At 48.6% G+C, this 22,559-nt stretch carries 20 protein-coding genes; 12 read left to right on the top strand and 8 right to left on the bottom strand.

The window, feature by feature from the left end; all coding sequences use genetic code 11:
• Positions 1–4 precede the first annotated feature (4 nt).
• Complete coding sequence (locus tag EHQ17_RS14800; RefSeq protein WP_135590606.1) at positions 5–991, top strand: adenosine kinase; 987 nt, start codon at positions 5–7, stop codon at positions 989–991.
• Between the two features lie 307 nt (positions 992–1,298).
• On the opposite strand, the gene EHQ17_RS14795 is transcribed toward EHQ17_RS14800, so the two are convergent.
• From EHQ17_RS14795 to EHQ17_RS14775, 5 genes are all read right to left on the bottom strand, one after another.
• Positions 1,299–2,195 (bottom strand): hypothetical protein, encoded by an 897-nt coding sequence (locus EHQ17_RS14795; protein WP_135590607.1) that lies wholly within the window; start codon positions 2,193–2,195, stop codon positions 1,299–1,301.
• A 508-nt stretch (positions 2,196–2,703) separates the two neighbouring features.
• Positions 2,704–3,993, bottom strand: coding sequence for an LIC11270 family surface protein (locus tag EHQ17_RS14790; RefSeq protein ID WP_135590608.1), 1,290 nt, complete (start codon positions 3,991–3,993; stop codon positions 2,704–2,706).
• The gene (locus EHQ17_RS14785) at positions 3,990–4,823 is read right to left on the bottom strand and encodes a hypothetical protein (RefSeq protein WP_135590609.1); all 834 of its coding nucleotides are present in this window, start codon (positions 4,821–4,823) and stop codon (positions 3,990–3,992) included. Before EHQ17_RS14785 ends, EHQ17_RS14790 begins: the two co-directional genes overlap by 4 nt.
• The gene (gene truA / locus EHQ17_RS14780) at positions 4,824–5,621 is read right to left on the bottom strand and encodes a tRNA pseudouridine(38-40) synthase TruA (RefSeq protein WP_135590610.1); all 798 of its coding nucleotides are present in this window, start codon (positions 5,619–5,621) and stop codon (positions 4,824–4,826) included.
• Positions 5,618–6,499: a DUF2225 domain-containing protein gene (locus EHQ17_RS14775; protein WP_135590611.1), complete on the bottom strand. Its 882-nt coding sequence runs from the start codon at positions 6,497–6,499 to the stop codon at positions 5,618–5,620. Before EHQ17_RS14775 ends, truA begins: the two co-directional genes overlap by 4 nt.
• A gap of 144 nt (positions 6,500–6,643) precedes the next feature.
• On the opposite strand from EHQ17_RS14775, the gene EHQ17_RS14770 reads away from it, so the two are divergent.
• The 8 genes from EHQ17_RS14770 (at position 6,644) to omp85 (EHQ17_RS14730) (ending at position 15,701) form a co-directional block, all read left to right on the top strand.
• Entirely contained in the window at positions 6,644–7,744 is a 1,101-nt protein-coding gene (locus EHQ17_RS14770) for an LIC11274 family protein (RefSeq protein ID WP_135590612.1), read from the top strand.
• A 249-nt stretch (positions 7,745–7,993) separates the two neighbouring features.
• Positions 7,994–8,791, top strand: a complete 798-nt coding sequence (locus tag EHQ17_RS14760) for a lysophospholipid acyltransferase family protein (protein WP_135590613.1) — start codon at positions 7,994–7,996, stop codon at positions 8,789–8,791.
• On the top strand, positions 8,788–10,251 hold the full coding sequence (locus tag EHQ17_RS14755) for an acetyl-CoA carboxylase biotin carboxylase subunit (RefSeq protein ID WP_135590614.1): 1,464 nt from the start codon (positions 8,788–8,790) through the stop codon (positions 10,249–10,251). The genes EHQ17_RS14760 and EHQ17_RS14755 overlap by 4 nt, the downstream gene beginning before the upstream one ends.
• Positions 10,248–10,760, top strand: coding sequence for an acyl-CoA carboxylase biotin carboxyl carrier protein subunit (locus EHQ17_RS14750; protein ID WP_135590682.1), 513 nt, complete (start codon positions 10,248–10,250; stop codon positions 10,758–10,760). Before EHQ17_RS14755 ends, EHQ17_RS14750 begins: the two co-directional genes overlap by 4 nt.
• Before the next feature lie 23 nt (positions 10,761–10,783).
• Positions 10,784–11,404 carry a M23 family metallopeptidase gene (locus EHQ17_RS14745; protein WP_135590615.1) on the top strand — a complete coding sequence of 207 codons (621 nt, stop codon included), beginning with the start codon at positions 10,784–10,786 and terminating at the stop codon, positions 11,402–11,404.
• Positions 11,405–11,635: 231 nt separating this feature from the next.
• On the top strand, positions 11,636–13,201 hold the full coding sequence (omp85, locus tag EHQ17_RS14740; protein WP_135590616.1) for an Omp85 family outer membrane protein: 1,566 nt from the start codon (positions 11,636–11,638) through the stop codon (positions 13,199–13,201).
• Between the two features lie 7 nt (positions 13,202–13,208).
• Positions 13,209–13,892 carry a surface adhesin Lsa25 gene (lsa25, locus tag EHQ17_RS14735; protein WP_135590617.1) on the top strand — a complete coding sequence of 228 codons (684 nt, stop codon included), beginning with the start codon at positions 13,209–13,211 and terminating at the stop codon, positions 13,890–13,892.
• Positions 13,893–14,165: 273 nt separating this feature from the next.
• Entirely contained in the window at positions 14,166–15,701 is a 1,536-nt protein-coding gene (omp85, locus tag EHQ17_RS14730) for an Omp85 family outer membrane protein (RefSeq protein ID WP_135590618.1), read from the top strand.
• 167 nt (positions 15,702–15,868) lie between these two features.
• Here the strand turns inward: omp85 (EHQ17_RS14730) and nadB are convergent, their stop codons facing one another.
• Together nadB and EHQ17_RS14720 are read right to left on the bottom strand one after the other, a co-directional pair.
• Complete coding sequence (gene nadB, locus EHQ17_RS14725) at positions 15,869–17,467, bottom strand: L-aspartate oxidase (protein WP_135590619.1); 1,599 nt, start codon at positions 17,465–17,467, stop codon at positions 15,869–15,871.
• Between the two features lies 1 nt (position 17,468).
• Positions 17,469–19,283 carry a S41 family peptidase gene (locus EHQ17_RS14720; protein ID WP_167881132.1) on the bottom strand — a complete coding sequence of 605 codons (1,815 nt, stop codon included), beginning with the start codon at positions 19,281–19,283 and terminating at the stop codon, positions 17,469–17,471.
• Between EHQ17_RS14720 and EHQ17_RS14715 the strand changes: the two genes are divergently transcribed.
• Entirely contained in the window at positions 19,231–20,268 is a 1,038-nt protein-coding gene (locus EHQ17_RS14715; RefSeq protein ID WP_135590620.1) for a hypothetical protein, read from the top strand. The genes EHQ17_RS14720 and EHQ17_RS14715 overlap by 53 nt on opposite strands.
• Here the strand turns inward: EHQ17_RS14715 and EHQ17_RS14710 are convergent.
• Positions 20,240–20,992, bottom strand: a complete 753-nt coding sequence (locus EHQ17_RS14710; protein WP_135590684.1) for a pyridoxine 5'-phosphate synthase — start codon at positions 20,990–20,992, stop codon at positions 20,240–20,242. The genes EHQ17_RS14715 and EHQ17_RS14710 overlap by 29 nt on opposite strands.
• Positions 20,993–21,192: 200 nt before the next feature.
• On the opposite strand from EHQ17_RS14710, the gene EHQ17_RS14705 reads away from it, so the two are divergent.
• Both EHQ17_RS14705 and miaA read left to right on the top strand, forming a co-directional pair.
• The gene (locus EHQ17_RS14705) at positions 21,193–21,651 is read left to right on the top strand and encodes a TIGR02300 family protein (RefSeq protein WP_135590621.1); all 459 of its coding nucleotides are present in this window, start codon (positions 21,193–21,195) and stop codon (positions 21,649–21,651) included.
• Positions 21,652–21,659: 8 nt separating this feature from the next.
• The gene (gene miaA / locus EHQ17_RS14700) at positions 21,660–22,553 is read left to right on the top strand and encodes a tRNA (adenosine(37)-N6)-dimethylallyltransferase MiaA (RefSeq protein WP_135590622.1); all 894 of its coding nucleotides are present in this window, start codon (positions 21,660–21,662) and stop codon (positions 22,551–22,553) included.
• Positions 22,554–22,559 lie beyond the last annotated feature (6 nt).

Below are 22,559 nucleotides of genomic sequence, written 5' to 3'. Positions count from 1 at the left end.
AACGATGAAACATTACGACGTATTCGGGGTCGGTAACGCTCTAGTGGACATTTTGGTTCCGACCGAGGACGTGTTCCTGCAAAAACTCGGGTTCGATAAGGGAATCATGACCCTTGTGGACGCGGAAAAACAGGGAGAGGTTTTGACCGGTTTGGAAGGTCGCAAAAAGGAATTACGTTCCGGTGGAAGCGCGGCGAACACCATGATCGCGATCGCAAATTCGGGAGGAACCGGGGTTTATACGGGAAAGGTTTCCGAGGATACGTACGGGGAGTTCTACAAAAAGGATATGGAGAATGCGGGAATCGTTTTTAAAACCGTTCCCGATCCGCAGGGACATACAGGAACCTGTGTGGTGATGACCACGCCGGATGCGGAACGGACCATGCTCACTCATTTGGGAATTTCGACTACATTAAAAAAAAGTGATATAGATACGGACCTGTTGAAAGCGTCTTCAATTTCCTACATCGAAGGATATCTCTGGGACGGTCCAGGTACGAAAGAGGCTTCCGTCTTTACGATGGAGGAATCCAAAAAGAACGGAATTAAGGTGTCTTATACCTACAGCGATCCGTTTTGCGTAAATCGTTCGAGGGACGAGTTCGTTCGTTTGACGAGGGAATATTTCGATATCGTATTCTGCAACGCCGAGGAGGCGAAAGCGCTTTCGCAAAAAGAGGACAAGTTAGAAGCTCTGAAGTTCATTGCGGGTCTTTCTCCTCTCGTGTTTATGACCGATTCCGCCAACGGAGCCTACTTTGCCGAGAACGGTACGATTTCCCACGTGGACGGTTTTCCGGTGAAACCGGTGGATACGACCGGGGCAGGGGATTGTTTTGCTGCGGGAGTCCTGTTCGGTATGACACACGGTTTGAGTTTGGAAAAGTCCGTTCGTTGGGGAAACTACGTCGCGTCCCGCATCGTTCAGGAAATCGGTCCGCGTCTCGGAATCAAACTGATGGGACGCCAGGACGAAATTTTAAAATAAACGTTCGAGAGCCAGTTCCCACCTGTCCGCTTGTTTGGACAGAGCGTTTGTTTTCCAAGCAACGATAGGAATTACGACAGAGCGTTTGTTTTCGAAGGAACGGTAGGAATTACGACAGGGCGTTTGTTTTCGAAGGAACAGTAGGAATTACGACAGAGCGTTTGTTTTCGGAGCAACGGCAGGAATTACGACAGTGCGTTTGTTTTAGAAGCAACAGTAGGAATTACGACAGGGCGTTTGTTTTCGAAGGAACAGTAGGAATTACGACAGGGCGTTTGTTTTCGAAGGAATCGATTCAAAAACTATATTATTCTTCTGTAATGAAGATAGAAAATACTTTGTTGTTTTTCGTTTCGAACGTGCAGCCGGAGTAGTCGTAATAATAGATATCGGTTTCGTCCGTCTGTTTGTGCACCTTGAATTGAATTCCTAATTTTTTAGAAGCGAAGGCGGCGTCGTCACCGAAAAAGACGTTTTTGACGGCTCTTTGTTTGGAATTTCCGTACGTGCTCAGTTGAAGGGATTGAACCTTGTTCCGTTCCTCTTCACCACCGTCATAGACGTAAAGCACCGTTTTACTTTCCCGGTCGATCACAAAGACCTTTCCTTTTTTATCTCGAATCTGCATATCCTGATAACTCGGGCCGAACTTAGTTTCCGCGTCTGCAATCGTTTCCGCGTAATCCGCACCCAAGCGGAGGTCCATCAATGAATCGGCAAAGCAGATACTTTTATCGATCTTGGTCTTCGATTCGGAAGCGGAGGAAAGTAGGAAAACCCTCTTTTTATTTTTCGTATATCCGTAATAAACGATCGATGCATGGAGAATTTTCCCCGCCTTGGCCGCTTTTTCTATTTCGGGAATTTGCGCTTCGGTCAAAAAAACCTTCTGAATTTCGTTCCGACTTTTTAAGGCAACTTCGAAACGGTATTCTTCGAATTTTAAGGATTTTTGACTCGGGTTTTCCTGGAAAACGATCGGCCAACGTTCCACTTCCGGAGTCTCTAAAACCGGACCGACGACCGAGACAAGAACGGAAAATCGAGGAAGCCTTGCGTCCACAAAAAATTCCGAATCGGTCGTTACTCCCTCCAAAGGAACGATCTGCCGAAATCGCGTGAAGGTGATCAGCTCTTCTGGGAAGGAATTTCCGGCTAACAATAAAAATACGATCGAGAAATATAATCCTGCTCTTTGTTTCATTCGTCTTTGATCTTCTTTTTTCGTTTCGAAAACGAGTCAGCGTTTTCGGTTCGGTGAAAATCCGAATCCTTCCGGATTAGACGGAGGTCTTCCGACACGGAAAGATTTCAGTCTAAGAACGACGATTTCATTTTCAAGAAAAATCGGCCTTTGTCGGACTACCTGGAGGTAAATTGGGAGGGATCGCGGTTCCCGAAACGTTTTCTGTTCCTACGGGTATTATTTTGCGATGTTCAAGAATCACGGATCGAACGGAACGTAGGAATTCCGACACGACACCTGTTCCCTGAGAAACCGTAGGAATTCCTACGATCCGATTTCGAAAGAATCCGTTTTTGTCCCGATCCCCCAAAAAAAGATTCGAACCCTTTCCCCCAACAACGAATCGGCGGGTCCGGGGATCAGTCTCGGTCGAATTTCCCGGAGAGGGGGTAGCGTAAGACGCGGAGCGGCTGGAGCGAGGGGGAGTCTTCCCCCTCCAGAAAATCGTTCCCCGTAGAACCGAATTTTACGGACAACTCAGATTGACTGAGACTTCGGAGCGGGGCGCGTTATCCGGAACCGTAAATGTGGTTTCGCGGACGACGGTTTCCGGATATCCGTCCACCTTCACGAGATCGCCGAGACAGCGGATTCGGTAATCTCCCGGATGTATATATTTCATTCTCGTCACCGATCCCTGAACCGGAGAAGAAATCAAAGGAAGTTTATTATCGATGTCGGTTTCGGCGATCCGATAGACCCCGTAGTAATGCGTGGTGGACGCGGTTCCGCCTAACACTGCTAAGCTGGATGCGATTTCGGGGCGAATGATCCGCGATCGTAGCAGCAAACCGCCGCCCATATCCGATTGTCCGTTGTGATCGGAATCGGATTTCCAATCGCTGACTCCGACCAACGTCCGAACTCCGCCCAATCCGGAAACGTAGGAGTGGACCATCAGATTCTCCTTCAGATTCATCCTAACTTCCAAAATATACGGATCGAATCCGGGATATACGAGCATATCCTGATCTCCGTTTTCCACCTTATACAATAGGGGAAACACGAGAGGAGGATAGATCGTTTTGATTGTGGAATCCGCCCCCGGTCGATAACTCAATCGAGGTACTATGTTGATCCCCGGAACTCGGTAATTGTCAAACAAAGTCAAATTGGAAAACGTCAACCCCGGTTCCGTCGCCCATGCGGTCACGAGGGAACGCAGATACAATCCTGTATAATAAAATTGCACGGGGCCGTTTCCGAACGCGCCCCAGTCGGTTGCGGAGGTGGGATCGTTGGAAGGATAGGCGACACCCTCTCCGTTAAAAAATTGGATCGCTTTCAATTCTCCGTCGTTCAATCTACAGGAATTGGAATTGGTCGTATAAGGAATCGTACAGAATACCTGACGATTGGGAGCGATTTCGTCCCAGAATTTTTTCGTGTCCTTTACGTTTTTGATCAGACTCAGATCGAAAAGTCCCTGTTGGAATTTCGTAGAAATCCGTATCTCTCCGATGTCTATAAAAATCGGAAGATTTTGCGCCAGCGGAATCCCGGATAAATCGAATACCGGATCGAAGCCGGTTCCGGTCGTGTCCTGATAAATCGCCCCGGTTCCCCCGGAATACGCCTCGAACCCGATCGGATTGTCGGTCGCGTAGGTTCCTTTCGCCAGAAGCAACATCCTCTGGTTGAACAAGGTACTGATGACCGGATCGCTCGATCCTTTCCCCTTCCAGTCGCCGACTCTGCAAAAGGATATTAGCAAATTAGAAAGTAGGAATACGATGATTTGTCTGTTTCGTTTCATAGGAATACGCTCACCATCAGACCGAATTGGAAAAATTCGGCGTCCACGACTCGGTAATAATTCGGATTGGAAAGTCTTGAATCCGCGTACGGACTCGCATAGTAGTATTTCGACTCTTCGGGAGCGTCCAGATGAGATTCGTAGATTTTATTGTAATCGATCCGAATCCCGATCCTGATCTTTTTTCCTGCTACGAAACTGGTTTCCAAACCCACAAGAACCATCGGATCCCAACGGGAAGTGTTGGAGGGCCGCGCCACCACGAACGCTTCTCCTCCGCCCGCGCGTAGGATGAACGAGATCGGAAGATCGATAGGCAGTTTATAACCTAACGCAAGATATACGGGAATCGTGGTAAGCGCCCGCTCGGTCGCGGAAAGATAATTGGCGTAGAACGCACCCATTTCGAGATAAAAGATCCAAGGCCAGGGAATCCGAAAGAAAAATCCACCTCCCAAGGTTGTGTCCAAATATTTCTGCGTTTCCGAACCCGGCCATGGATTGGAAGCCCCGAGCCAAACTCCGATTTCGGACTTTCGATTATCATAATATCCTTCTATCTTTTCCTCGGGATCCTCTTCTCCCGCCTCCGCCGCTTCCTCCTCCTCTTTCGAAACGATTCCGCTGGAAGGAAGATTGCCGGATTGAGCCGTAGGTTTGGGCAAAGGCAAAAAATCGGAAAAGAATTTTCCGTTTCCTAAATCCGGTTTGTATCCGCCTAAAAGTTCGAACGCGCTCGGGCTTTTGGGGGACGCGGCGAGTATTCCCGGAAAAAGGGATAAGGACAACAATGCGCCGAGTTTAAAAAAGGATGGGATCCGGGAAAACATTTACTTTTGCAGATCCCGCACTGAATACATCGAATCGATTTGTGGACTGGAGTCGTAGTAGGCACGAAGGAAATACAGTCCGTGCGGGGGAAGGGTGATTCCTGCGATCGTCCTATCTTTGGAAGAAAGAATTTCCAGAATGTTCGTATCCTTTCTTTTTCCGTTAGCGATTTCCAGAAGTGTACCCGTAAGAATCCGAATCATATTGTGAAGAAAGCCGTTGGCGCGGATCCTTATCTTCAAGAGACCGTCGAATTCCGCGCTTCGTTCCAGTTTCGATTCCAAAACGGTCCGAACCGTGGATCGATTTTTCATGGAAATCACTTTCGCCAAACTGCGAAAATCGTGTTCTCCCTTTAATAATTCAAGTTCGGTCTCCAAGCGCGGAACGTCAATCCTATGTTGATACCAGAAAGCCCGATTTTTCCAGGTAGGTCGGGGAAATTTAGTGTTGAGGATCAGATACTCGTATTCCCGGGAAGCGCACGAGAAACGGGCGTCGAAATTCTCCTCCACTTCGCTCATCGCCAAAATAGAAAGCCCCGAATCCGTGATCGCGTTCATACTCAATAAAAACTTTCCGATATTTTGGACGGTTTTGGTCGTTTTAAAATTTACGATCATCCCGCGGGCGTGAACTCCCGTGTCCGTTCTTCCCGCTCCCGATACGGCGATCGGTTCCTGGAGTAGGATTCTGGCAGCGTTCTCGAGATTCTCTTGGATGCTCGGTAGTTCCTTTTGGGTTTGAAATCCGTGAAAACAAAGTCCGTCGTATTCGACGAGGAGGGCGTAGTTTATTTTTCCCCTCCCATTTCTTCGATGACCTTGTTGTATTCGTCGTAGAGTTCTTTGGCCATATCGATGATGACCGAAGGTTTGGACTTGGATCCCTTTCCCGATCCGTACAAGCGGGAAAGAGTTCGTTTGGCTCGCACCAAAAGATTGAGTTTTGCGGATGGATCACTCGCCAACTCGTCCTTGAATTTCATCGTTAAATACGCGGAAAGATAAATGACTCCGTCGAAAGCCCAGTTTTTATCCGTATCAGGTCCCAAAAGATACGAGGCCTGATCCACGGGTTCGGATCCGCTCTGCATAATTTCCATCGTATCCGTATACCAAGCCGCGGCCTTTTGATACAAAAGATCCCGCACCTTGTCGAATCCCATATTCGGAAAGTCGTTGTTCAGATCGTCGAAATACCAAGCCGCTCTCACGGAACAAACCGCCTTTTTCGGAGTAGGGGCCACGGTCGGTTTTCTGTTTTGGTAACATTCGATCGCGAGAAGATACGACGCGGCGCCTAACACAAGATTTCGATCCTGGTAAAAATCCAAAGGGCCGAGAATTTTTTCCAGATGCGAGCGTCTCGTATCGGATTGGGAACGGATCTTTTCGTTTTCTTCCGCGTCTAAAGTGGCCCAATCCTTGGTAAATGAAGCATACAAACAACGAGGACAAACGCTGACGACATAATCGTTCGGACTGACCCGGCCGAACTTTTTGTTTTTTTCGTAGAGTCTGCGGAGTTCGATCGTCAACTTTCCTGCGATCAGACGTCCTCCGCCTTGGAACATATTTTCCTTTTGATGAACTTCGTGGCAGATCGGGCACGCCGAATCTTCCTTGGCACGGAACGATATCTTTTTTCCTTGTGCGAGCGCGGTAGCTGTCATTCTCTTAACTGTGAAAAACCCGAAAAAAACGGGGGTATGCTGTCAATTCGGACACCATTCTAACCGATAGAGTAGGAAGAAAAGCACTAATTTCTGTGTTGCCCCGGGGTTCAAAGCCGGAGAAACTTTGGAAAAGGTTAACCGATGAAACGACTGATTCTTATACTGATCGCAATCTCCATTTTACCCGTTTCCGTTTTCGGAGAGGCGGTTTCCAGCAAGGCCTATAAAAAAAGAGTGGAACTGCTCGTATATCTGCGGGCCCTCGAACCGATCGTAAAAAACTATAAGGGCGAGGTTCCCGGCGGGCAGAATCAGCAGACCCAACCCGCGGGCGGAAACCAGGCGAACGCTCCGGAAGCGGACGGGGATCGAATCAAAAAATACAAGGAACTCAAACGACTCTATCAGGAAGGTCTCCAGTATTTTTTCGAAAACAATCACGTGAACTCGTATCGGAGATTTTTGGAAGCTCAACTCGGAACCGAAATGCTTCTGGAAGAACTTTCCCAATACTACGTGGAAAGAACCGAGGAGATTCTGAAAGCGGCGATCGAAAAGAAAAATCAGAACAACCCGGAAGACAAAAATCTCGTGGATATAGCGATCGAGTTGAGCAAAACCTCCTATATCGTCAAAGATATGACCGCGGACCGAGAAGCCCCTCTTACGAGAAGGATGTACAACCCGAGGGATTTTCATTACGTTACGAACAAATACGCGATCGAAAAAAATATGGAAACCGGATATAAGTTTTTAGGTCTCGCCAAAGAAGCGCGCAACAACGCCCTCAAGATCGAAAAACATCTGGAAAAACACCAGAAACTTCAACCGAGCCATAGAAAACATCGGATCGAACAGTATCTCGGAGCCATTCAACTCTGTCGGGATGCGAGAGCGAACGCCATCAATATCTTCAAGTTGAAGTATCCGTACGACAATTACTTCCTTTTTAAAAGCGACGCAAAAACCGAAGCGATCCGGGACGACGAAGGAAAAGCCGGACCTTCCGAGCCCGTTCTTTTGCAGGGAGTCACATACGACTTCTCCCAAAATCCTACCTTGGAATTGGATCATAGACTGAGCCCCGTTTTCGACAGAAGAATTCCGGAAGAGTATCGCAGGGACGCGGTGGACGTGCTGGAAAAAATCTACGAAGACGAAGTAAAAAACCGAATCTTCCTAAAGTGGGATCCGGAGAAACGCAAACAACTCATGGGAGATAAGGCGCCCGCAGGAAAATAAAAATCGGAATCGAAAACGAACCGTAATCGCTTCGGGAAATTCTTTCCCTTCTCTTCACGAACGGAGTTCGGAGATCCGACGCGGTTTTCGTTTTTGCGGAGGTTGCACCGAGGTTCGTTTCCCGGTTTCGATTCTTGTCCGCGAACGCCGTATGCTTCCGAGGATCCGAAAAGCCCGCTTTGTCTGCGGGCTTTTTCTTTTTGAAAACTAGCTTTTCTAAAAACGGATTGCCGCAAAAAATTGCTTCCGATGAACCCGTTAAAATTTATGGAAAGCCGTCTCGGACGGTTTTCAAAATCCTATCGAAGGATTGTCCTCAAAACGTATCTTATCACCGTAGTTCTCGTTTTTAGTTTTGCGTTTCCGAGTTTGATCGCGGGGTTATTCTGGGCGCTCCTCGGAAACCGAAAACGAAAGAACCTCGCCTTCTTAAAAGGATCGGCGGTCTGGGGTGGGGCCGTACGATGGATGACGGACACGCGCTTTCTCAAAATCGGAGAATTTAAAATCCCCGAAAAAGGTCACATGATCTTTTTGAATCACGTCAACGAACTGGATTTTCCCTACGATTGTCTCGTCGTCAACAAACCCTATCTCGCCAATCAAGTGATCAAAAAAACGCTCGTCGCGTATTGGTGGATGAAAGCGATGGGATCGCAGGTCTTCGAATCCTCCAAGGCCACCACGATCGCCGTTTCGGTTCGGAATTTGTTGAAAGGTCTTACGGATACTTCGTTTGTGGTCTATCCGGAAGGTCACAACTCTTACACCGAGCAGATACAACCCATGCAAAAGGGTATGATCAAACTCGCGTATGAAAATAAAATTCCGGTGGTCATCGTTTTGAAATCCGGTCTTACGGGATATCAATCCTTGGAAACGGGATATACGATCGCGTACAAACAGATCGGGACGTATGATCCCGCTCGTTTTTCCACTTGGGAAGAATTTAAGGATTTCGTATTCGAAACCATGGATCGTGAAAAGAAAATCCTGGATTCAGAAATTTCCTCGGAAGCGAAAAAAGTAGAGGTGGCGGCGTCTTGATCTCCAAACTTCTGATCGCCAATCGGGGCGAAATCGCCGTTCGCGTCATACGCACTTGTAAAAAACTGGGAATCAAAACCGTGGCCGTTTACTCGGACGCGGACTCGGAATCTCCGCACGTAAAATTGGCGGACGAATCCGTGAGAGTGGGGGAGCCGGCTCCTTCCTCGTCTTATTTAAGTATTCCTAATATTCTCGAAGCCGTCCGACAGACAAAAGCGGACGCGGTCCATCCGGGGTACGGATTTTTGTCCGAAAAACCGGAGTTCGCCGTAGCATTAGAAAAAGAGAATGTTCTGTTTTTGGGACCGAGTCCGGAGTCGATGGAATGGATGGGGGATAAGATCAATTCCAGGATCAAAATGGAAGCCGCCGGAGTTCCCGTCGTACCCGGTTACAACGGACAAAATCAGGATCCCGAACATCTTCAAAAGGAAGCCGAATCGATCGGTTATCCTTTGATGATCAAGGCCACGGCGGGCGGCGGCGGTAAGGGAATGAAACGAGTTTATCAAAGGGAGGAGTTTCTTTCCTCGCTCGAATCCGCACAAAGGGAAGCGCTCAAGGCCTTCGGAGACGGAACCGTCTTTTTGGAGAAATACATCGAAACACCGCGTCATATCGAAGTTCAAGTGTTCGGAGACAAACACGGCAACGTTATGCACCTTTTTGAAAGGGAATGTTCCATCCAAAGAAGACATCAGAAGGTCATCGAGGAATCACCCGCGCCCAATCTTCCCGAGGCTCTTCGGGACCAAATCTGCAACGTCGCCGTTAAAGCGGCGCAGTCCATCCGTTACGTGGGAGCGGGCACGGTGGAATTCATCCTAGGAAAGGACGGAAAGTTCTACTTTTTGGAGATGAATACCAGGTTGCAGGTGGAACATCCCGTGACCGAATTCATCACGGGACAGGATCTCGTGGAATGGCAGATACGGGTGGCGGAAGGAAAAAAACTTTCCGATCTGACTGCGGGAAAGGCGATCGTTCAAACCGGGCACGCGATCGAAGCGAGGGTCTACGCGGAAGATCCCGAAAATCAATTCCTACCTTCCACCGGTATATTAGAATATATTGAATTTCCGGATCGAGATTTTTTGAGAGTCGATACGGGAGTGGAAACCGGTTCCGAAATCACCGTGTTTTACGACCCTATGATCGCGAAGATGATCGCTTGGGGGAAAACGAGAGAAGAATGCGCCTCGCGTCTCAAGGAAGCGATGGAGGAAACCGTGATCTTCGGACCGGTCACCAATACGTTTTATCTTTCGGGAATCCTATCCCACGAGGAATTTAGAAAGGGATTTACGCACACACATTTTCTCGAGGAACAGGAAATCGCATTCTCTCCGGATCGGGAAACGCAGGCGGATGCGTTTTCCTTTGCGGCCGCCGCCTTGTCCGAAAAGAAAAAATCGGCGGGTGTTTGGGAAGCCGTGGGACAGGGAGGTTTTTGGTGAACGAGGAAACGTTTCGATTCAAACACAGGGACGAGGAAATTCCGGTTTCCATCCGATCCAGTTCCCCCGGAGAAACCTCCGTATCGATTCTGTTAGACGGAGTGACGCACGACTTTCGGATTTCGCGCAACTTTCAAAGCGAAGGCAACGGTCTTTTTTCGGGTCCGGGAAATCACTGGAGAATTCTCCGGAAGGGAAATCGGATTTTCATCCACTACAAGGGTTGGAATACTAAGATCCTGCTTTCCAATCGGGAGATCCATCTCGAAGAAGGGAGCGGAGGTTCCATCAAAAGCCCGATGCCAGGTAAGGTGATCCGCGTCCTGGCCGTTCCCGGTGTTTCCGTAAAAAGGGGAACCGTTCTTGCGATCGTGGAAGCGATGAAGATGGAGAATAATATTCTCGCACCGGGAGACGGAATCGTCGAGGAAGTATGCGTTTCCGAGGGAAGTATGGTTTCTCAGGACGATCTGATTTTGCGCCTGAATTTGAATCCGCCTAAATCATAATTCTAGAATATTCTTAAAGTATCATGTTTTTGGCTTTGCGTCGAGGTTCGTCTTTTGCGGCGTTCTTTTTGTTTTCCTTCTCCGCAATCCTTTGGTCGGAGTCTAGGTCCGTTTCCGGAGAGAAGTTTTTCTTGGATTCGATCGAGACTTCCTTCGGGGAGGATCCTTCTTTGTTGTCGGACGGATTCGATTTTCCGGTCGGCGCACCGAACGCGAACGGTTACGTGGATAAACAACCTTTCGGAAAAAATTTTCATTTGGGAGAGGACTGGAACGCGGTCGGTAGAAACGATTTCGGAGATCCGGTTTACTCGGTTTCTCACGGGGTCGTGGTCTCCGTCGGAAACGAAGGTCCGGGTTGGGGAACGGTACTTCAAATCGTACACAAACTTCCCGACGGAAAAAAAATTCTTTCCTTGTATGCCCATCTTTCCCGGTCGTTCGTCGTTCCGGGACAACGAGTTCGAAGGGGGAAAAAAATCGGAAACATCGGAGACGCGGACGGACGATACGGCCCTCATCTTCATTTCGAGATGAGAGACGACGTTTCTTTACCCGTCGGAGGCGGTTACGGAAAAATCACCGACGGTTATCTCGATCCGAAGGCGTTCATCCGCGCGCACAGACGTATCAAACGGAAATAACGCGTCCCCGTACCATCGGCCGTTTTCGGTTGGAAAGAATCGGAGATCATCGGAGATCGGAACACGATCGTAGGAACTACACACATTCCAAGGTATTATACCAAATGTTATGAATAAGATCGTTTGGACCTAAGATTTGCGAATCTATTTCCAAATTCCCGCAAAAATCCTATTGACAGTATCCGTGCGAACAGGTTCCGTTTTGTTCTGAAATATACAAACAGGAACTCCATGAAGAATTTTCTGACAATCGTAAGTTTTGTAATCGGCTTGTTCATCCTGGTCGGGACGGCGCAAGCGCAAACACAAGCGCAGCCAAAACCGGACGTTGCGCAGTTGTCGCCGCAACCCATCGGCGTGGGAGTGGATTCTCCCCGCGAACCGAGAAAAGATCTCCCGTTTCCGATTTCGGAAATGAGACGTTTGACCGTACGGGATATTTCTAAAAAGAAAGAAGGTTGGTTTCCCACCGGTCTTCCTCTTTTGAACTCGGATCCGAACGTAGGGGTAGGATACGGAGTACGGATCTTTTTGATCAACAACGGTAAAAAGTCAGATCCGTTTTTCGAATACACTCCGTATCGTTTCCGGATGTTTGCACAGTATTTTAATACGACCAAAAACAGACAGTATCAGGATATCAGCTTCGACGCTCCGTATATCTTCGATTCCAAATGGAGAGTGCGCGGAGATTTGATCTACGATACGAACCCGAATACCTTGTATTACGGAATCGGGGAACGTTCCTTGGAAACCCTTTCCTACCAGGAACGAAACCAAACCGGCGGAGAAGTCGTCCGGAACGCGACGTATCACGATCGTGAGAAAAACATCTTCTTTACCAGACCGGGCGGTCCCGGGGATCCGGTGGAATTTCAGGGAACCAACTATTCCGGTTTTCCGGCAAACGACGCGTTTCGTGTAACGGATCGGATGTACAACCGATACGATATCCGTTCTCCGCAAGCCAATATCAGCGGTGAACATATATTCTTCGGAGGTTTGGTGCGTCTCGTTGCCGGGTTGAGAGTTTCGCAAAACATCGTTAAGACGTTCGACGGTCAGTTCGTAAAGAGTACGGATCCTTTGACCGAAGGAACCCCTTTCAGCAATTCAGGAATGGCGCCTAACGCGAAGACCAAGTTGACCGAGGACGCGGAAGCGGGTAAAATCCTAGGATACAACGGAGGAAACGTGAACTCCGTACGTGTCGGTCTCGTTTTGGATACGAGGGATTTGGAACCGGATCCGAACCGGGGAATCTTTTTGGAAGCCACGTACGAAAAAGTAGCCAAGTCTTTGGGATCGGATTTTCAGTATTCCAAATACTTCACTCAGATGAAATTCTTCTACAGTCCGTTTCCTAAAACCTTCGAAAAACTGGTCGTGGCGGGTCGTGGTGCGTTCGGTTTGACGGAAGGAGACGCTCCCTTTTTCGAATACAGAAACCTTTGGTCCACGGAAGGTGGTATCACCGGACTCGGAGGACTACGGACCTTACGCGGTTACAAACAGGACCGTTTTGCGGGTAAAGCGATGGGTTGGGGGAACATAGAAGTTCGCTGGAAATTCTTCGACTTTACGGTCGCTGGACAACACTTCGCGTTGAACCTGGTTCCGTTTATGGACTTCGGTCGCGTATGGGACGACGAACACAACGTGGGGTTGAAGGATTATAAGTATTCCCGAGGTGTGGGTTTCCGAATCGCTTGGAACCAGAGTACGATCCTGATGTTGGACTACGCCGTTTCCAAAGAAGACAAACAGATATTTATGAACTTCAACCACATTTTCTGAGGCAATCATGAGAAAATATAAGAATATTCTAATACTTAGTATCGCTCTTTCTCTTTTCGCGAATTGCGAGGAGAAACCGGACGATACAACACTCGGCTATGTAAACGAGGACGCTAACGTCCTTCTCGCGGGTATGGTTTTTTTCAGTCCGTATGTGGCCGATCCGGCCTCCGGGACGATCAGCGATTCCACAACCGGTTTGATGTGGAAGATCTGCACACAAGGACAGGTTCTTCGCGTGGGGGCGAACGGTTTATACGACTGTGAAGGCGTCAACAATACCACCACCGTGATCGGAAGATACGGAGCGTCTTTGTTACAGTATTGTTCTCTGAATCTGAACGACTGCAATACGATCTCCCTTCCCGCGGTGCTAACGGGACAAACCGCCGCTTTTACGGGCATAAGCGAAGCGTTTAACGCGTGTTCGGCGGACAGGACCGGCGGATACAACGACTGGAGAGTGGCCTCCTTTCCGGAACTCAAAGCGCTCACCGCATCGGGAAGTTTGAACGCTTTACTCGTTAAATTTCCGAACACGGTGGAAGACTACTATTGGACTTCCTGGGCGAAGGAAGGTACGGTGGATACGGCTCGAGCGGTGAATTTTACCCGAGCTCATTTCGGCGAAGAGACCGTTTTTAACAAAACAGCAAGATATTTCGTACGTTGTGTGAGGAACTTACCGTAAGAAGAAAGGGCAGGCCGGTTTTTGGCGTATCGTTAAAAATCGGCGTTCGAAACTTCTACGAAACGTTCCCCTTCGGATCCGCAAACCGAACTGCGGATCCGATTTTTTTCGTTCGGCATTCGAAACCTTGTTTTTGGACAAACCCGTTTCGACCCGAAAGCGAGGGATTGTTTTCGACGTACTTTCCCGGGTAAAAAGAATATGAGTAAAATCTCATATTCGAATTGACAGAGAACGTCGGTTGGTTAGAAATTCCACAGTTTTCGGTGCTGCATGATGAACGATACGATTCCACTCCTTCGGGTTTCCCTTTCCCTTTTTTTTCTACCTTATCTTATTTCGGTTTCCTCGGTAACCGCTCAGGAAAATTTCTCCGGTTGTGATAAACCCGAAGCGCGTAAGGACTTACCGTTTTCCATCGATCGCGTCAAACAGATGTGTAAAAAGGATTTGGACAACAAAAAGGAAGGCTGGTATCCGACCGGACTTCCTCTGATCAATTCCGATCCGAACGAAGGAATCGGATACGGAGTCCGCGTTTACGGTTATAACAACGGTAAAAAATCCGATCCGTTTTTCGAATATACGCCGTATCGACTTCGTTTTTTCGCACAATATTTTAATACGACAAAGAACGCTCAGTATCACCAGTTGAGTTTGGATATGCCGTATGTCGCGAACACACAGTGGAGGTTACGCGCGGACGCGCTTTTGACGATCACTCCGACCACTCTGTTTTTCGGAGTCGGCGAATCATCCCTCAAACCCTTGAGTTATCAGGAACGGAATCAGCCGGGAGCGCCTCAGGTCAACAACGGGCAATACGGCGCCCAGGAAAATACGTTCACGTTTCAAAGACCGGGCGGGCCCGGCGATCCGATCGAACTCGGCGGTAAAACCTACGGCGGACTGCCGGCGCAGCCCGGATTTCTCGTGACGGATCGTATGTACAACCGTTATACGATTCAAACTCCGCAGTTGAATTTCAGCTCGGAACGTTCTTTTTTTCACGGAACCGTACGATTGGTCGCGGGATTTCGTTTGTCCAACAATATCATCCGATCCTACGACGGTAAGTTCGTTAAATCCGTGGATCCGGTTTTCGAAGGAACCCCTTTGAGTAACTCGGGAGAAGTTCCCAACGGAAAAACCCGTTTGACCGAAGACGCGGAAGCCGGAAAAATTTCGGGATATCAAGGCGGTTTCGTAAATACGGCCAGAGTCGGTTTGGTGTATGATACCAGAGACTTCGAACCCGACCCGAATTCAGGCGTCTTTTTGGAAGCGACGTATGAGAAGGCATCGAAGGCGATCGGTTCTAATTTCGATTTTCAGAAATATTTCGGCCATGCGAAGTTCTTTTACAGCCCGTTTCCGAAAACCTTCGAAAAACTTGTGTTCGCTTCCCGTTTCGGTTTCGGAGTTTCGGACGGAGACGTTCCGTTTTTCGAATACAGAAATCTTTGGGGAACGGAAAATTCCGTTTCCGGTTTGGGCGGACTACGAACCTTACGCGGCTACAAACAGGATCGGTTCGTGGGTCGTGCGATGGGTTTCGGAACGTTGGAAGTTCGTTGGAAGTTTTTCGACTTCTCCGTGGGAGGCGAGTATTTCGCGCTCAATTTGGTTCCGTTTTGGGATTTCGGACGCGTTTGGAACGACGAACACAAGGCCGGATTTCGGGATTACAAATATTCCCAGGGTTTGGGTTTACGGATCGCTTGGAATCAGGCCACGATCATCATGATCGATTATGCGGAATCCCGGGAAGACAAGCAGTTGTTCGTGAACTTCAATCACGTATTTTAAAAACAGAATATTCCATTTTTAGAATATTTGGGTCTGTAAAAAGGTATTGATCGTGCGGGTTTTAGACGCGCGGTGGATCGTCTGATCTTTAGCGACTGCGGATTACGAAGCGAAAGATATATCCTCTGCGGATTTCGTACCTCTCGGATTCTCCGAAAGTTCGGGTATCAGAGGGAAACCTTGTCGTTTCTGAGTTCGGTATCGATCCGGGAAGGGTTTCTATTTTCCGGATAGTCCGTGGAAAAATGAAGTCCTCTGCTTTCCTTTCGAGCCAGCGCGGATCGTATGATCAGTTCGGCGACGATCACTAAATTCCTAAGTTCTACGAGGGGATTGGTGATCACGGTACGGTTGTAGTAATCTTTGACCTCTTCGTAGATCAGATCCATTCTTCGTTTCGCGCGTTCCAAACGTAGATTGGAACGTACGATTCCCACGTAATTGCTCATCGTACTTTTGATCTCGTTTAGGTCGTGTGAGATAAGAACCCATTCTTCCGTGTTGACCATTCCTTCCTTGTTCCAGGAGGGAATTTTATCGTGATCTTCGGTAAATTCCGGTTTTTCGCGTTCGATCCGTTTGGCGATCCGATTGGAAAATACGAGACATTCCAAAAGGCTGTTGGATGCAAGACGATTGCCTCCGTGGACGCCGGTGCACGCGGTTTCTCCCGCCGCGGATAAATTCGAGATCGTGGTTCTTCCTTCCAAATCCGAGGCAACTCCTCCGCAGAGAAAATGAGCCACCGGAACCACGGGAATCCGATCCGTGGTGATGTCGATTCCCAGTTCCTTACATTTTTCGTAGATGGAAGGAAACGAATCCTTGATTTGCGAAGACGGAAGATGGGTGATGTCGAGCCAAACGTGCGGTTCCCCTCTTTTTTTCATTTCGGAATCTATGGCCCGAGCCACGACGTCGCGCGGAGCCAGGTCCGCCATAGGATGATAACGATTCATAAACGGTTCCCCGTCTTTGGTCATAAGGATCGCGCCTTTCCCCCGGACCGCCTCCGAGATCAAAAAGGAATTTCCATCCTCGTGAAACAAAGCAGTCGGATGGAATTGATAGAATTCCATGTTTTTGACGAGGGCTCCGGCGCGATAGGCGGAAGCGACTCCGTCTCCGGTGGCGATTTTAGGGTTGGTGGTATGGGAATACACCTGTCCGGCTCCTCCCGTGGCGAGGATGGTTTCCCGCGCCAATATGGGAAACACTTCTCCTGTATGGTTGGAAAGGACGTAGGCTCCGTAACAGATGAGGCCGGTTCGTTTCAGGTGATGCGGCGTGATTAAGTCTACTAAAGTATGAAATTCTAATATTTGAATATTTGAATTTGCTTTTACGACTTTAAGGAGCGTTTTTTCTATTTCGCGGCCGGTTCTGTCGTGGGCATGGACGATCCTGTTTTTTCCGTGTCCGCCTTCCCGGGAAAGATCGAATTTTCCGGAAGCCTCGAGGTTGAACGGAACCCCGTAGTTCAACAGTTCCTTCACGAGAGGAGGCCCTTCCTCCACCAAAACCTGAACCGCCGCGGGATCGCAGAGCCAGGCCCCCGCTTCCAAAGTATCCCGTACGTGATCCTCGAGTTTGTCGCCTTCCGCGAATACGGAAGCGATTCCGCCTTGCGCGTAGTTGGTATTGGATTCGTAATCCGATTTTTTGGTTACGATTACGACGGAACCGTAGGGAGCGAGTTTTAGAGCCGCAAACAGACCCGTAATTCCGCTCCCTAGGACTAAAAAGTCCGTTTTGATGCGGGGCATATTATTTCTTTTTCGTTTGAATCAGAGCTTCTATGTAATCCAAAGAACGGATCAGTTGATAATCCGGTTTGATCGGATCGTTTTTATGAACCGCGATAAATTCGGCCGCCTTTCCGTTTTTTTGCACCCAATTCTCCAACTTCTTCACGTCGAAGGAGCTTCTTTCCTCGGATGCGGCGGGAAGTTCGGAAAGGTGATTCCACATGTTTTCCTCGCGGAACCGGAACGGAAAGGATCCGTCCTCTTCGGAGGAGATTTCTATGTCCGGTTTTACTCCCACAACTTGGATCGTATTTCCGGAAGGAGAGTAATAACGGGCTTGCGTAAGTTTGATCAGATATTCGTTTCCGAGAGGCATGAGTTTTTGGACCGTCGCCTTACCGAAGGTTCTTTCTCCTAAGATCAAACCTCTTCCGTGGTGTTTGATCGCGCTGGCAACGATCTCGGAGGCGGAGGCCGATTTCGCGTTGATCAGAACGGCTAACGGTAAATTGGTGATGTCCTTATTTTTCGCGTATGCGTCTTCGGGACTACGGTTCGGACTTTTTGTCGAAACGATCAGACCTTTTTCGATGAACATATCCGCGATGTCGATCGCCAAATCCAGATAACCTCCGGCGTTGCTTCGTAGATCCAGAATCAGGGCTTTGAGTTGGGTTCCTTTTCCCTGCGCTTCTTTTTCCAATTCCTTGTATTTGTCCACGAGTTCCCGATCCACGGAGGGACCGTCGTCCGATTTTACGAAACCGGTCAGTTTGATATACCCGATATGTTCGTGACCTTCGATGAGTTTGCTCGTCAGATTTTTGATTTCGATCGTGTCCCGTACGACCTCGATGTTCAGGGTACCGGGAACTCCTTTTCTTTGGATGGTAAGGGCCACTTTGGATCCTTTTTTTCCTTTGATCCTTTCTACGACCTTATCCAAAAGAATTCCCTTGATGGATTTTCCGTCCACGGCGAGGATCACGTCCCCGGAGCGGACTCCCGCGTTGACCGCGGGTCTTCCTTCGAGCGGATTTTCCACGACTACTTCCCTGTTTCCTCCGCCGGAAAGAATGGCTCCGATTCCTTCAAAACTTCCGTCTTGGATTTTGGACATGGATTCTTCCCAAGCGGAACGCAAAAACACGTTACTGTGAGGATCTAGAGAGGACAAATAGCCGTTGGCCGCCGCGAGAAGCACGTCGTTCATCGTAAACGGTTCTTTGGATTTTTCCTCGGAATCTCCGAACGGATCCTTGATCGGAGCGTCTTTGTATTTGTTCAGATTGGTTTCGATAAAGGCGAGGATTCGATCAAAGTCCTTTTTGCTGAAACCGGTTTGTTCCCATTTGGAGGAAAGAACGTTCTTACGCACTTTTTCGCGTTCTACGAGGCGTTTGACTTCTTCGTCGTTGACCTTGGTTTTGTTGGCGTCCTCTTTCAGTTTTCTGTCACGGATCTTTTCCACTTCCGCGTAATCCGGATCGAAGACGACGAAGGAATCGTCCACGGAAATCTTAAACGTCTTGCCTGGGAAAATTTCGTCTTTTTCTTCGTATTTGTCCCGTTCCTTATAATAACTTTCCGGAAAAAGATACAAGGGATGAGGAAGCGCGAGCAACGCATACACGGCGGCTTCGCGATACGCTCGGTTTTTATCGATGTTCTTGTCGATATAATACCGGGAAACGGTGCTCACTACGTTTTCGAAATCTTTGAGAGTAAAGTCCGCCTTGACCGGAGATTTGCCGGACGTAGGCTCGCAGTACAGGATAAATATGGTCAATAGAGTGGAAAGTAACAAAGAAAGCGCGGCAGATCCTTTTTTCAAACTGGTGTCCCTCGGATTTCAGGAAATTTTCAGTTCATTCTCCATTCAAATCTCAAAGTGTCAATCCCTTTGGAGCGGAACTTCCCTCGTGTTCCTGTCGATTTTGACGGCGTCGGTTTCTTGTTCTTCGGTTTCTTTGCCCGGCTCGGGAAGATTCGCGCTCGAAATGATCCAGGAACAGGCCATTCTGGAATTTTACGGAACCCCGGAAGAACGGGAATCCGCGATCCAACTTCTGAGATCGAGCTGTCGGTCGCTTCGTCCGGATCGGGCCTTGTCTTGTTACAACGTATCCGTATTGTATCTTTCCACAAAACGATATTCCGACGCGTTGGAATACGCTCTTCGAGCGAGAAAAGCCGAGCCGAAGGATACGTTGTATCGGGATCAGGTCTTTCAATCCGCGTATTTTTTGGAATCGGAACAAGGAGAGACTTTGTCCGCCGACGACGTCGAGCGCCGATACTTCCGCGCGATCAAAAATTGTAAGGAAGGAAAACGAAACGAAACGATCGCGGACTTGGCGGTGTTGGCCGAGCTGGGTCAAATCGGAAAGGAATCCCTCAAACGGGGAATTTTTTCCGAGTGTGTTGGGGAAGCGGAAGCTCTTCTGAACGTAAAACCGAACCCGGTTTCATATACGAAAGAATATTATAAATTTCTGGAACACTCGCATCCGTATCGTGAGGTTTGGGACGTATCCGGAACCGTCCGCAAACAAACCCTGGAAAAAAACGTGGTCTCCGAACACGAGGTGACCAAGGCTTGGAAGGAATTTAGGCAATCCGTCCGTTCCAAAAACAAACCACGAGCCTCCGAACAATTGAAAAAATTCAAACTCGGTTTGGAAGCGGTTTCCCAAAAAAATCAGAACGCCCGGTTTTTCGCACAACATCTCAAACGAGCGGCGTATTATCTGATCCAAGGGGATCCGGGTTTCGAAGGATTTCGGGATCTTACGAAAGAGCTCGAAGATACTCCCTGACGCTTTCTGCGATTCCTACTTCGATGGCGTAGGAAATCAGACGATGCCCGATAGAAACCTCGGCCAAACCCGGAAGTCGGGAGAACAAACGTAGATTGTTGTGATCCAAATCGTGACCCGCGTTGATTCCCAGTTTCTGTCGCAAAACCTCTTCTGCCGCGGGAACGTAACTGGAATTAAATATTTTTTGACCCGCTTCCGGCGAGACGTCGAATTTTTCGGCAAACGGGCCCGTATAAAATTCCACACGATCGGCTCCCGTGGAGGAGACGAGTTTCAGATTTTCGAGATCCGTTTCCACGAACAGGGACGAACGTATTTTTTCTTTCTTTAGAATTTTAGAATATTCTTGAACGATCTCGAGGTCCTTACGGAAGTCGAAGCCGTGATCCGAAGTGATTTCCCCCGGAGTTACCGGAACCAAAGTCGTTTGATCCGGCCTTGCGGCGAGGACCAGATCCAAAAAACGGGGCGAGGGTTCGCCTTCGATATTGTATTCCGCGGAGGTATTGTGTCTTCGGTTGTAGGAATCGATCACGTCTTTTAGGACGAAAACGTCGTCTTTACGGATATGTCTTTCGTCTTCCCGGGGATGTACGGTGATTCCGTGCGCGCCGGCCGCTAACACGAGTTCGGCGAAACGGGCCAGGTCGGGAAGATTTCCACCCCGGGAATTCCGTACCGTTGCGATTTTATTGATGTTTACGCTGAGTTTGGCTTTCAAAAGATTTCCCTCGAAACATACGATTTTTCTGATAGAGGTTTGATTCCATCGGAAAATCGAAAAAAATGCGGACGAACCCGATTCTTTTCCTTGCATTTTTTTCGAAAATCGGTTAGGGTTTGCGCCCGTCTTTTGGGACGGAGAATAAAGAATAATTCTGCTTGAACGTCAATACCTCTCGCAGAGCATGGTCAATTCCGATGGCAACCAGTAAGAAGACGACAAAAAAGCCTGCCTCGGCCGCGGCTAAAAAAAAGACCGCGGCAAAGAAAGTCGCGTCCAAAAAGGCCGCCGCACAGACGAAAAAAAAAGAAGAGATCATCAAAAAGGCTCTTTCTAGTCCCGCCGCCAAAGCCGGAACCGCGAAAAAATCCTCCGCAAAGGGTGCGGCCCTCAGTCCTCTGGGAAAAAAATGGACCTGCCACACTTGTTCCACGAAATTTTACGACCTCAACAAGGAAGAGAAACTCTGTCCGAAATGCGGGGCCGATCAAAACAAACGTCCCGTTACACGCACTCGAACCGTACGACCTAGGGTTGTCGAAGAGGAAGAAATCATAGAGGAAGATTTGTCCGAAGACGAAGAAATGGAATTCACCGAAGAACCTCTGGAAGAGGCTTTGGAAGAAGAAGACGACGCGGAAGAACAAGAAGAGTAATCTCTTTCTTGGCTCGACCCATTCTCCTACTCGCCGCTCCGACCGGAGCGGGTAAAACCTCTCTGGCAACACAACTCGATCCGGATCGGTTCGAAATTCTTTCCTTTGATTCCAGGCAGATCTATCGGGAAATGCCGATCGGAACCGCCGCTCCCGACGCTACACAACGATCTAAAATTCGTCATCATCTCGTGGAAGTTCTTTCTCCCGCGGAAACCGTGGATGCAGGTTTGTACAATCGATTGGCGGAAGAGGCTCTTCGGGAAGTTTTGGAGCGGAATAAAATTCCCGTGTTTACCGCGGGAACGGGTTTTTACTTGAAGGCGTTTTTGTTCGGGATGTTTCCCGTTCCGGAAATCGATCCGGAGGTTCGAGAGCGCGTATTGTCCCTTTCCTATGAGGAAAAAAAGGAATTACTACAAAGCCTGGATCCGGATTCCCTCGTGCGAATTTTTCCGGGAGACGAGTACCGATTGGGCCGGGCCTTGGAAGTTAATTTGATGGGCAAACGATGGTCTGCGTTGGAGATCGATCCGAAAACGTCCGCGATGAAACGTTTCGATTTGAGGATAGGATGCGGTATTTTTTTGGATCTGGATCGGGCGGAACTCTATGACCGTATCAACCGAAGAGCGGCGCAGATGATCGAAGAGGGAATGGCGGAGGAGGCCTGGAAAATTCGGGAACGTTACGGAGAGAATTGTCCCGGTCTCAAATCCTTGGGCTACAATTTTGCACTTGAAAATAAAAAAGGAAACTCCAATGTAGAGACATTCCTCGGGGATTTAAGTCAATCGCACAGGAATTATGCCAAAAGGCAGATCACTTGGTTTCGAAAGGAAACATACCTGGAACCGATGGGTCGAACCGAGGCGCTGGAAACAATAAAACATAGACTGTAACGGAAA

The sequence above is a fragment of the Leptospira gomenensis genome (genome assembly GCF_004770155.1).
Lineage (GTDB): Bacteria > Spirochaetota > Leptospiria > Leptospirales > Leptospiraceae > Leptospira > Leptospira gomenensis.
This window is presented reverse-complemented; position numbering and strand designations above follow the sequence as displayed.

Coding starts and splice junctions, on each gene's coding strand:
- EHQ17_RS14745 (WP_135590615.1), top strand. CDS start 10,784: ATGTTTTTGGCTTTGCGTCGAGGTTCGTCTTTTGCGGCGTTCTTTTTG.
- EHQ17_RS14715 (WP_135590620.1), top strand. CDS start 19,231: ATGGTCAATAGAGTGGAAAGTAACAAAGAAAGCGCGGCAGATCCTTTT.
- lsa25 (WP_135590617.1), top strand. CDS start 13,209: ATGAGAAAATATAAGAATATTCTAATACTTAGTATCGCTCTTTCTCTT.
- omp85 (WP_135590616.1), top strand. CDS start 11,636: ATGAAGAATTTTCTGACAATCGTAAGTTTTGTAATCGGCTTGTTCATC.
- nadB (WP_135590619.1), bottom strand. CDS start 17,467: ATGCCCCGCATCAAAACGGACTTTTTAGTCCTAGGGAGCGGAATTACG.
- EHQ17_RS14800 (WP_135590606.1), top strand. CDS start 5: ATGAAACATTACGACGTATTCGGGGTCGGTAACGCTCTAGTGGACATT.
- EHQ17_RS14790 (WP_135590608.1), bottom strand. CDS start 3,993: ATGAAACGAAACAGACAAATCATCGTATTCCTACTTTCTAATTTGCTA.
- EHQ17_RS14770 (WP_135590612.1), top strand. CDS start 6,644: ATGAAACGACTGATTCTTATACTGATCGCAATCTCCATTTTACCCGTT.
- EHQ17_RS14760 (WP_135590613.1), top strand. CDS start 7,994: ATGAACCCGTTAAAATTTATGGAAAGCCGTCTCGGACGGTTTTCAAAA.
- EHQ17_RS14775 (WP_135590611.1), bottom strand. CDS start 6,499: ATGACAGCTACCGCGCTCGCACAAGGAAAAAAGATATCGTTCCGTGCC.
- EHQ17_RS14795 (WP_135590607.1), bottom strand. CDS start 2,195: ATGAAACAAAGAGCAGGATTATATTTCTCGATCGTATTTTTATTGTTA.
- EHQ17_RS14705 (WP_135590621.1), top strand. CDS start 21,193: ATGGCAACCAGTAAGAAGACGACAAAAAAGCCTGCCTCGGCCGCGGCT.
- omp85 (WP_135590618.1), top strand. CDS start 14,166: ATGATGAACGATACGATTCCACTCCTTCGGGTTTCCCTTTCCCTTTTT.
- EHQ17_RS14785 (WP_135590609.1), bottom strand. CDS start 4,823: ATGTTTTCCCGGATCCCATCCTTTTTTAAACTCGGCGCATTGTTGTCC.